This is a genomic window from Saccharothrix sabaoui, assembly GCF_051756985.1.
In the GTDB taxonomy this organism is placed as follows: domain Bacteria; phylum Actinomycetota; class Actinomycetes; order Mycobacteriales; family Pseudonocardiaceae; genus Actinosynnema.
Genome location: NZ_JBPKJK010000095.1, coordinates 24,896 through 34,689, shown reverse-complemented (window position 1 = coordinate 34,689; position 9,794 = coordinate 24,896). Strand labels below are relative to the sequence as shown.

10 protein-coding genes are annotated in these 9,794 nt (G+C 73.5%); 6 read left to right on the top strand and 4 right to left on the bottom strand.

What is annotated here, in order from left to right; all coding sequences use genetic code 11:
• The coding region (locus tag ACR807_RS26145; RefSeq protein WP_438924059.1) for a S8 family peptidase at window positions 1–1,495 on the bottom strand (1,495 nt) is incomplete at its 3' end.
• Between the two features lie 148 nt (window positions 1,496–1,643).
• Complete coding sequence (locus ACR807_RS26140; protein ID WP_438924058.1) at window positions 1,644–2,006, bottom strand: DUF1844 domain-containing protein; 363 nt, start codon at window positions 2,004–2,006, stop codon at window positions 1,644–1,646.
• Window positions 2,007–2,273: 267 nt separating this feature from the next.
• Between ACR807_RS26140 and infC the strand changes: the two genes are divergently transcribed.
• The 4 genes from infC to ACR807_RS26120 all read left to right on the top strand — a co-directional run bounded on the left by infC (window position 2,274) and on the right by ACR807_RS26120 (window position 4,481).
• Entirely contained in the window at window positions 2,274–2,882 is a 609-nt protein-coding gene (infC, locus tag ACR807_RS26135) for a translation initiation factor IF-3 (RefSeq protein ID WP_438924057.1), read from the top strand.
• Between the two features lie 106 nt (window positions 2,883–2,988).
• Entirely contained in the window at window positions 2,989–3,183 is a 195-nt protein-coding gene (rpmI, locus tag ACR807_RS26130; RefSeq protein ID WP_033442867.1) for a 50S ribosomal protein L35, read from the top strand.
• 63 nt (window positions 3,184–3,246) lie between these two features.
• Entirely contained in the window at window positions 3,247–3,636 is a 390-nt protein-coding gene (gene rplT / locus ACR807_RS26125; RefSeq protein ID WP_438924056.1) for a 50S ribosomal protein L20, read from the top strand.
• Window positions 3,633–4,481, top strand: coding sequence for a TrmH family RNA methyltransferase (locus tag ACR807_RS26120; protein WP_438924060.1), 849 nt, complete (start codon window positions 3,633–3,635; stop codon window positions 4,479–4,481). The genes rplT and ACR807_RS26120 overlap by 4 nt, the downstream gene beginning before the upstream one ends.
• Window positions 4,482–4,564: 83 nt before the next feature.
• Here ACR807_RS26120 and ACR807_RS26115 read toward each other — a convergent pair whose 3' ends face one another.
• Both ACR807_RS26115 and ACR807_RS26110 read right to left on the bottom strand, forming a co-directional pair.
• Window positions 4,565–5,239, bottom strand: a complete 675-nt coding sequence (locus tag ACR807_RS26115; RefSeq protein WP_438924055.1) for a response regulator transcription factor — start codon at window positions 5,237–5,239, stop codon at window positions 4,565–4,567.
• Complete coding sequence (locus ACR807_RS26110) at window positions 5,236–6,084, bottom strand: sensor histidine kinase (protein ID WP_438924054.1); 849 nt, start codon at window positions 6,082–6,084, stop codon at window positions 5,236–5,238. Before ACR807_RS26110 ends, ACR807_RS26115 begins: the two co-directional genes overlap by 4 nt.
• 150 nt (window positions 6,085–6,234) lie before the next feature.
• Between ACR807_RS26110 and ACR807_RS26105 the strand changes: the two genes are divergently transcribed.
• Both ACR807_RS26105 and ACR807_RS26100 read left to right on the top strand, forming a co-directional pair.
• Window positions 6,235–6,942 (top strand): ABC transporter ATP-binding protein, encoded by a 708-nt coding sequence (locus ACR807_RS26105; RefSeq protein ID WP_438924053.1) that lies wholly within the window; start codon window positions 6,235–6,237, stop codon window positions 6,940–6,942.
• Complete coding sequence (locus ACR807_RS26100; protein ID WP_438924052.1) at window positions 6,939–9,335, top strand: FtsX-like permease family protein; 2,397 nt, start codon at window positions 6,939–6,941, stop codon at window positions 9,333–9,335. The genes ACR807_RS26105 and ACR807_RS26100 overlap by 4 nt, the downstream gene beginning before the upstream one ends.
• Window positions 9,336–9,794 lie beyond the last annotated feature (459 nt).

Here is a 9,794-nt window from a genome sequence, read left to right as displayed (position 1 = left end):
AGAAGACCTGGCCGCCCGGCCCGTAGAGCACCACGTTCGAGTCGTTCTGCACGATCAGCCGGTCCGCCGCCGTGCCCCACGTGCCCGTGTTCCACTTCGCCACGCCCGCCGCCGTGTAGACCACCAGGTTGCCGTCACCCTGGAGCACCGCGTGCGTCGCACCCGTGCCGTGCGTGTTCGTGTGCCACAGCGCCTGACCCGCCGCCGTGTACAGCACCAGGTTCCCGTCACCCTGCATGACCAGCGTGAAGCGGCCGTCCGCCGACGTCCGCGACTGGCCCGCCTGGAGCGCCTCGCCGCGCAGCAGCGTGTCGTTCGACGGCTGCGGCGGCGGCGCGGACCCCGTGAACAGCAGCAGGTTCGGCGACCCCGTGCCCGGGTTGGGCACCTTGTTCGGCGTCGCCGCCGACACCAGCGCGTCCCGCACCTGCTGCGGCGTCGCGCCCGGGTTCGCCGCCAGGTGCAGCGCCGCCGCGCCCGCCGCGTGCGGCGACGCCATCGACGTGCCGCTGATCGTGTTCGTCGCCGAGTCGCCCGTGCTCCACGCCGACGTGATGCCCACGCCCGGCGCGAACAGGTCCGTGCACGAACCCCAGTTCGAGAACGACGCCCGGCCGTCGTTGGCGTCGGTCGCGTTGACCGTGATGGCCTCCGCCACCCGCGCCGGCGAGAACGAGCAGGCGTTCGCGTTCGAGTTGCCCGATGCCACCGCGTAGGTGATGCCCGACGCGATCGAGTTGCGCACCGCCGCGTCCAGCGCGTCGTTCGCGCCACCGCCCAGGCTCATGTTCGCCACGGCCGGCTTCACCGCGTTCGCCGTCACCCAGTCCACGCCCGCCACGACGCCCGCGATCGTGCCCGAACCCGAGCACGACAGCACCTTCACGCCGTGCAGCCGCACGCCCTTCGCCACGCCGTGCGCCGTGCCGCCCACCGTGCCCGCGACGTGCGTGCCGTGCCCGTTGCAGTCGGTGTCGTTGCCGTCCCCGGTCGTGTTGACGTCGAACGACGCCCGCCCGCCGAAGTCCTGGTGCGAGGCGCGGATGCCGGTGTCGACGACGTAGGCGTGCACGTTCGGCGCGGTCGTGGCGTAGCCGTAGTTCGCGTTGAGCGGCAGGTCGCGCTGGTCGACCCGGTCCAGGCCCCACGACGGCGGGTTCGGCTGGTCGGCCGCCACCCGCACGTACCGGTCCTGGGTGACGTAGTCCACCGCCGGGTCGGCGGCCAGCCGCTTCGCCGCCGCCTCCGACATCGTGGCGGCGAACCCGTCCAGGGCCGCCGAGTACCGGTGCGTGACCCGCCCGTCCACCTCCGAGGTGAACGCGCGGCCCTCCTTCAGCACGACGACGTAGCTGCCGGCCACGGCGTCCGGGCCGCCCGCGTCGCGGATCGACGCCTCGGCGGCCTGGGCGGGTGCGGCGACCAGCGCCGCGGTGGCGACGGCTATCGCGCCGGCACCCGCCAACCTGGTCCAGGGCGCGCGGAACTCTCCCATGTCGGGTTCTCCCTCGTGCGGGGTCGTGGATCAAGGGGGTTCGCGCGAACCCCTCGACCATGGCACGGGGTGAACTGCCGTCACAGGGCGTGGCGACGGGTCCTTCGGGCGGTCCTTCGGTCGGGTGGCCCCGATCGGCGCACCGCGGTCAGTACACGGGGCCGGTGTACTTCTCGCCCGGCCCCTGCCCCGGCTCGTCCGGGTACGCCGACGCCTCGCGGAACGCCCGCTGCACCGACTGGAGCCCCTCGCGCAGGGGACCCGCGTGCGGCCCCAGGTACTCCGCCGACGCCGTGACCAGCCCCGCCAGGGCGGTGATCAGGCGGCGGGCCTCGTCCAGGTCGCGGCGCGGGCTCGTGTCGGGGTCCTCGTCGGCCAGGCCGAGGCGCTCGGCGGCGGAGCTGAGCAGCATGATCGCCGCCTTGCTGATCACCTCCACGCTGGGGACGTCGGAGAGCTCGCGGACGTTGTCGGGGGCGTTGTCGGCAGGCAGGTCGGTCACGCGGGACATTCTCGCAACCCCGTCGGACGGCTCGCCGGTTCGGGGGTTGACAAGCCCGTCTGCTACTATCTTTGGCGCGACCAGTCCCCACCCGTGTGGGGACGGCAAGTGGAGCCCCGCTCCCACCCGCGTCCGCCGCTTCGAGCAGGTGGCCGGGTCCGGTCCGGTGAAGGGTGGACTGCGCCCTTCGCCGTGCGATCGGTCGGAAGCGGGCCTCACACCGGGCAGGTGTGGGGCCTCTTGTCTTTGGCGCACAACGAGTCACAAAGGACGTGAATGACAAGTCCCTCGAACCGAGGTGCTCCTGTGAGCACCGAGCCGCGCATCAACGACCGCATCCGCGTGCCCGAGGTTCGACTGGTCGGGCCGAACGGCGAGCAGGTCGGGATCGTTCGCATCGAGGACGCGCTCCGACTCGCCCAGGAATCGGATCTCGACCTCGTCGAGGTCGCCGCGCAGGCTCGGCCGCCCGTCTGCAAGCTCATGGACTACGGCAAGTTCAAGTACGAGAGCGCGCAGAAGGCCCGCGAGTCACGCCGCAACCAGCAGCTGACGGTCATCAAGGAGCAGAAGCTCCGCCCGAAGATCGACCCGCACGACTACCAGACGAAGAAGGGCCACGTGGCCCGCTTCCTGTCGCACGGGAACAAGGTCAAGGTGACCATCATGTTCCGCGGCCGTGAGCAGTCCCGGCCGGAGCTGGGCTACCGGCTGCTCCAGAAGCTCGCTGAGGACGTCGCGGAGCTGGGGTTCGTCGAGTCCAACCCGAAGCAGGACGGCCGCAACATGATCATGGTGCTGGCCCCGCACAAGACCACGAAGACCCGCCCGATCAGGAGCGACAGCGCCGAGGACGAGGCGCCGGCGGAGTCTGTCGAGGAGTGAAGTCCCGGCCCCCAGGGGTCGGGAACCGGTGCCCCCGGCCCTCACGGGCCGGCGGGCGAGCATGGCCGCCCCCATCCCCGGTGGCTGCACGAGACTGAGGACGGAAATGCCCAAGAACAAGAGCCACAGCGGGACCTCCAAGCGCGTGAAGGTCACCGGCAGCGGCAAGCTGCTCCGTGAGAAGGCCGGCAAGCGCCACCTGCTGGAGAAGAAGTCCAGCAAGCTGACCCGCCGCCTCTCCGGCACCACCGAGGTCGCCAAGAACGACGTGCCGCGGCTGAAGAAGCTGCTGGGCCTCTAAGACCTTCCCCCTTGAACACCCGGGGCCCCTCACCCGGCCCCACGAGATCGACAGGACGGACCCGTGGCACGCGTCAAAAGGGCAGTGAACGCCCAGAAGAAGCGCCGTACCACCCTTGAGCTCGCCAGCGGCTACCGCGGCCAGCGTTCGAGGCTGTACCGCAAGGCCAAGGAGCAGGTGCTCCACTCGCTCAACTACGCCTACCGGGACCGCCGCGCCCGCAAGGGCGACTTCCGGAAGCTGTGGATCCAGCGCATCAACGCCGGTGTCCGCGCCAACGGCATGACGTACAACCGCTTCATCCAGGGCCTGCGCCTGGCCGGCATCGAGGTGGACCGCAAGATCCTCGCCGAGCTGGCCGTCAGCGACGCCGCCGCCTTCGCCGCGCTGGTCGAGGCCGCTCGCGCCGCCCTGCCGGACGACGTCAACGCGCCCGCCCAGGACCAGGGCTGAGCGGCGACGACCGCGCACCACGACCCGGGGATGCTCCGTTCACCGAGCGGACACCCCGGGTCGTTGCCGCTCGGCGGCTGACCAGGCGCTCCGGCCGCGACCGCGCCGGGCGCTTCCTCGCCGAGGGCGCGCAGGCGGTGCGCGAAGCCCTCGCCTGGGCCGACGCCGGGCGCGGCGAGGTGCACGAGCTGTTCGTCACCGCCGTCGCCGCCACCCGCAACCCCGACCTGGTGCGCGCCGCCGTCGACGCGGGCGTGCGGATCAGCGGCGTCACCGACAAGGCCGCCGCCGCGCTGTCGGAAACCGTGACGCCCCAGGGCGTCGTCGCCGTCTGCTCACCCGTGGACGTGTCGCCCGCCGACGCGCTGGTCCCCGGCGTGCGGCTGGTCGCGGTCCTGCACGGGGTGACCGACCCCGGCAACGCGGGCACCGTGGTGCGCGTCGCCGACGCGGCGGGCGCCGACGCGGTGGTCTTCGCCGGCGACACGGTCGACCCGCACAACGGCAAGTGCGTCCGCGCGTCCACCGGCAGCGTCTTCCACCTGCCCATCACGCGCGTCCGCGACGCGTCCGAGGCGTTCGACGCGCTGCGCGCGGCCGGCCTGCGCCTCGTCGCCGCCGACGGCTACGCACCCGAGGACCTCGTCACCGCCGACCTGCGCGGCGACCTGGCCACCCCCACCGCGTGGGTGTTCGGCAGCGAGGCCCACGGCCTGCCCGACGACGTGGTGGCCGGCCTCGACGCGGCGCTCAAGGTGCCCATCTACGGCGGCGCGGAAAGCCTCAACCTGGCCACCGCCGCCGCCGTGTGCCTCTACGCCTCGGCCCGCGCCCAACGCTCCTGACCGGCCCGGGTCCGACCGGCCCCGCTCCCGACCGGTCCGGGTCCGATCGGGCCGGGTGCCCGGTCCGGTCGTGCCCGGTCCGGTCACACCTGGTCGCCCGGCGCGACCAGCCCCGTCTCGTAGGCCAGCACCACGGCCTGCGCCCGGTCGCGCAACGCCAGCTTCGCGAAGATGCGGGCCACGTGCGTCTTCACCGTCGCCTCGCTGAGGACCAGCGCCGAGGCCAGCTCGGCGTTCGACAGGCCCCGGCCCAACAGGGTCAGCACCTCCCGCTCGCGCGGCGTCAACGACGCCAGGTCCCGGTGCACCGCAGGCCCCGACGCCGCGCCGCCCGACGCGAATCGCTCCACCAGCCGCCGCGTGATCGACGGCGCCAGCAGCGCGTCCCCCGTGTCGACCAGGCGCACCGCCGCCACCAGGTGCTCCGGCGTGACGTCCTTCAACAGGAACCCGCTCGCCCCCGCCGCCAACGCCGAGTACACGTACCGGTCCAGGTCGAACGTCGTCAGCATCAGCACCCGGCACCCCGGCGACAGCCCCAGCACGCGGCGGGTCGCCTCCAGGCCGTCCACGACGGGCATCCGGACGTCCATCAGCACCACGTCCGGCCGCAGCGCCCGCACCAGCTCCACCGCCTCCGCCCCGTCGGCGGCCTCACCCACCACGTCGACGCCGCCCGACGCCAGGATCATCCGGAAACCCGTGCGCACCAACGCCTGGTCGTCGGCGATCACCACCCGCGGCCCGGCACCCGTCACGGCCGCTCCAGGGGAATCCGCGCCCTGACCCGGAACCCGCCGCCCAACCGCCGCCGCGCGTCCAGGTCACCGCCGAACACCGCCACCCGCTGCCGCAACCCCGCCAGACCGCGACCCTCGTCGTTGTTCAGGTTGTCGTTCACTTTGTCGTTCACCTTGTTCAGCCCGGCCACCCGCGTGTTCGGTTTGTCGTTCGTCTTGTTCAGCGCGCTCGGCCCGCCGTTCAGCACCTCCACCCGCAGGTAGTGGTCCGCGTACCGCACCGTCACCTCCGCCGTCGACCCGTCACCGTGCTTCAACGCGTTCGTCAACGCCTCCTGGATGATCCGGTACGCCGTCAGGTCCACCCCCGACGGCAACGGCCTCGGCTCACCCGAGATCCGCACCTCCACCGGCAACCCCGCGAACGCGATCCGGTCCACCAGCGGCCCCAGCACCCGCAGGCTCGGCTGCGGCGACAGGTCCGACGGCTCCCCGCCGTCCGCGGGCGGCGCCAGCACACCCAGCAGGTGCCGCAGCTCCGTCATCGCGTCCCGCCCCGCCGACTCCACCGCCCACAACGCCGCCGCGGCCTGCCCCGGCTCGGCGTCGAGCACCCGCCGCGCCGCACCCGCCTGCACCACCATCACGCTCACGTTGTGGCTCACGATGTCGTGCAGCTCCCGCGCGATCCGCGCGCGCTCCGCGTCCACCGCGCCCCGCGCCGCGCTCTCCCGCTCCCGCTCCAACAACCAGCCGCGCTCCTCCAACGCCCTCGTGAACGCGCGCCGCGCGCGGACCAACCGCGCCGCCAGCACACCGGCCACCGCCACCACCACCGCCACGACCAGCCACGGCACCCACACGGCGGCCACTGTCCCAGCCCGCGCACCGCCCGCGCATCACCTCCGCGCCCCATCCCGACCCGCGCCTACATCCCCGGGATGACCCCGCCCCGCCGGATACCACCCCGGCCCGATGCCCCGACCCGCGCACCTGCCACAGGATTGCCCACCGTGACGACAGAAGACAGCACGAAGCGGGTGGTCGTGGAACTGACCGCCGTCCGCAAGGAGTACAGCGACTCCGTCGCACTCGACGACGTCTCGCTGCGCGTCCACGCGGGGGAGGCCGTCGCGGTCATGGGCCCCTCCGGCAGCGGCAAGTCCACCCTGCTCAACATGATCGCCGGCCTCGACCGGCCCACCTCGGGCTCCGTCGTCGTCAACGGCGACGACCTCGGCGGCCTGGGCGAAACCGGCCTGGCCCTGTTCCGCCGCCGCCGCATCGGCATGATCTTCCAGTTCTTCAACCTCCTCGACGACCTCCCCGCCCTCGACAACGTCGCCCTCGCCGCCCAGCTCACCGGCACCCCCGCCGCCCAGGCCCGCGCACGCGCCCTCGAACTCCTCGACGAACTCGGCGTCGCCAACCGCCGCAACACCTACCCCGCCCAGCTCAGCGGCGGTGAACGACAACGCGTCGCGGTCGCCAGGGCACTCGTGAACCGCCCCGCCCTGCTGCTCGCCGACGAACCCACCGGCGCGCTCGACAGCCGCGCGGGCGACCAGGTCGTCGACCTCCTGCTCGACCTCAACCAGATCGGCCAGACCCTCCTGCTCGTCACCCACGACGAACGGCTCGCCACCCGCTGCGCGGGCCGGGTCGTCGAGGTCGTCGACGGCCGGATCGCCCGCGAGACCAGCGTGGAGCGGACGCCGTGACCGCCGTGTGGCGGGTCGCCGGCGCCGCGGTGCGGCGCCGCAAGCTCCAGACGACCGTGATCGCCGTCGTGACCGGCGTGTCCACCGCGACGATCGTGGTCGCCCTCGGACTGCTCACCTCCGCGTCGGCCCCCTTCGACCGGGCGCACACCCAGCAGAACGGCGCCCACCTCGTCGCCGCCTACGACGCCACCGCCGCACCCGACGACCAGCTCACCGCCGCCGCGTCCTCCCCGCTGGTCACCGCCGTGGCCGGACCGTTCGACCAGGTCACCCTCGACACCGCCGGCTCCCGCATCGCCCCCGCCCTCACCACCGCGGGCCGCGCCGACCCCGGCGGCGACGTCGACCGCCTCGACGTGTGGCAAGGCCGCTGGGTCGACGGACCCGGCGAGATCGTCCTCGCCCGGAACCCCGGCGAACTCGGCCCCACCCGCCTCGGCGACCGCGTCGACGTCCCCGGACGCCCCGCCCTCACCATCGTCGGCTTCGCCCACTCCGTCAGCACCTCCGCCGACGCCTGGGTCACCCCCGACCAGATGGCGGCCCTCGACCCGACCGACACCCAGCTCCTCTACCGCTTCACCGCCGCAGCCACCGCCGACGACATCGCCGCCGGCCAAGCCGCCGTCACCGCGGGCCTCCCGCCGGACGCGCTGCTCGGCACCCGGTCGTACCTCACGACCAAGCAGCAGGTCATCGCCGAGTCCGGCGTCTACATCCCGTTCCTCGTCGTGTTCGGCATCCTCGGCGTGGTGGTCGCGGTCCTCATCGTGGCCAACGTGATCAGCGGCGCCGTCGTGGCCGGGTACCGGCACATCGGCGTGCTCAAGTCCCTCGGGTTCACCCCCGACCAGGTGATGGCCGTCTACCTGGTCCTGGTCACGGTCCCGGCCGCCGCCGGCTGCGTGGCCGGCACCCTCCTCGGCAACCTCGCCGCCCGGCAGATGCTCGAAGACGCCTTCGCGGGCTTCGGCGCCACCGACATCGGCATCGACCCGTGGGTGAACGCCGTCGCGCTGCTCGGGATGCCCGCCGTCGTGCTCCTGGCCGCCTCGGTGTCCGCCCTGCGCGCCCGCCGCCTACCGGCCGCGCGGGCGATCAGCGCGGGCAGCGCGCCGGGAGGTGGACGCGCGCTCGCCATCCAGCGCCGACTGGCCGGGACGCACCTGCCGAGAGCGGTCAGCCTGGGCCTGGGCGTGCCCTTCGCCCGCCCGGCGCGCAGCACCCTCACCCTGGCCGCGGTGGTGCTCGGCGTGGTCACCGTGACCCTGGCGCTGGGCATCACGATGTCCGTCACCGCCTACCGCGACGCGGTAGCCCCGTCCCACCACGACCGAGTGGAACTGCTGACCAACCGCCCACCCCCGACCGCCCCGCCCACAGCCACCCCGCCCACAGCCACCCCGGGCGCGGCCACCCCGCCCCCACCCATCCCGCCAAGACCGAACCGAACCCCCCACACCCCCACCACCGAACCGGAACTGAGCGACCCCGAGGACGAGGCCCTGCTGCGCTCACTCCCCGGCGCGACCGCCGTGGCGGCCCTGACCCACCGTGCGGTCGGCGTGGCCGGCGGCGGCCAACTCGCGGGCGTCACGTTCTACCGAGGCGACGCCACCGCCCTGAGCCCGCAGGTGCTGTCGGGCCACTGGCCGAACGGCCCGGGACAGCTGGCGGTCCCGTCGAGGTTCCTGAACCAGCGCGGCCTGGCGATCGGCGACACCGTCACCCTCGAACTCGAAGGCAACCGCGCCCAGGTGCGGATCGTCGGCGTCGTCCTGGCCAACAACGCCAGTGAGACCTTCTCCAACTGGGACACCCTGCGGCTGCTGGCCCCGGACGCGCCAGCCGACACCTACCAGGTGCGCCTCGCGCCGGGCACCGACCAGCAGGCGTACCTCGACGCGGCCGAGGCGGGCGACGCGGGCCTGCTCCCCGCGCCACCGCGCGACAACACCTCGTCGCAGGCCGTGGTCATCATCAGCACCGCCACGCTCCTCACGCTGGTGCTCGGAGCCGTGGCCGCCCTGGGCGTCTTCAACACCGTCGTCCTCAACGCCCGCGAACGCCGCCGCGACCTGGGCATGCTCAAGTCGATCGGCATGACCCCCCGCCAGGTCACGACCATGCTGGTGACCTCCATGGCCGCGCTGGGCGTGCTGGGCGGCCTCATCGGCCTGCCGCTGGGGGTCGCGGCGCACAGCCTGGTCGCGCCGGCCATGATGCGCGCGGCGCAGGCCGACGTGCTCGACGTCGTCGTGGACGTCTACCAGCCCGCTGTGCTCGTCGGCCCCGTGCTGGCCGGGGTGCTCATCACCGTGCTGGGGGCGCTGTTCCCCGCCAGGGCCGCGGCGCGGACGACCATCGCGGAGGTCCTGCGCAACGAGTGACCGCCGGTGAGCGACCGCCCGCCGGTGACCACTGGCCGCTGACCGCCGGTGAGTGACCGCCAGCCGGCGAGCGCCCGCCAGCCGCTGACCGCCGGCGGGCGATTGCAGGGGGCAGCCACCGGAGGGCGGCTGCTGGCCGGCGGCCGCGAGGGGTGGCCGCCGGCGAGTGGCTGTTGGCCGGCGGCAGTCGGGGGTGGCCGTCGGCGAGCCGCCGCTGCGCTGGTGGCCGGTGGCGCTGGTGGCCGGTGGCGCTGTCGGTCGGTGGCGCTTCCGGTTGGTGGCTGGGGCGGTGGTTGTGGGGCGGCGGTTGTGGGTGTGGTGTGCGGAGGCCGGCGGTGCTGGGCGCTTGGGCCGGCCTCCTTCCTCGTTCAAGGCGACGCTCGACCGGCGTTGTGGTTCTAGCTGCGCGGCCGGTTGTGGTCAGGTTCGCTCGATTCGGTGGTCTTGCTTGACATCCGG

What these genes read in the sequence shown, in the direction of transcription:
- ACR807_RS26140 (WP_438924058.1), bottom strand. Translation starts at nt 2,006, where the DNA reads ATGTCCCGCGTGACCGACCTGCCTGCCGACAACGCCCCCGACAACGTC.
- infC (WP_438924057.1), top strand. Translation starts at nt 2,274, where the DNA reads ATGACAAGTCCCTCGAACCGAGGTGCTCCTGTGAGCACCGAGCCGCGC.
- rpmI (WP_033442867.1), top strand. Translation starts at nt 2,989, where the DNA reads ATGCCCAAGAACAAGAGCCACAGCGGGACCTCCAAGCGCGTGAAGGTC.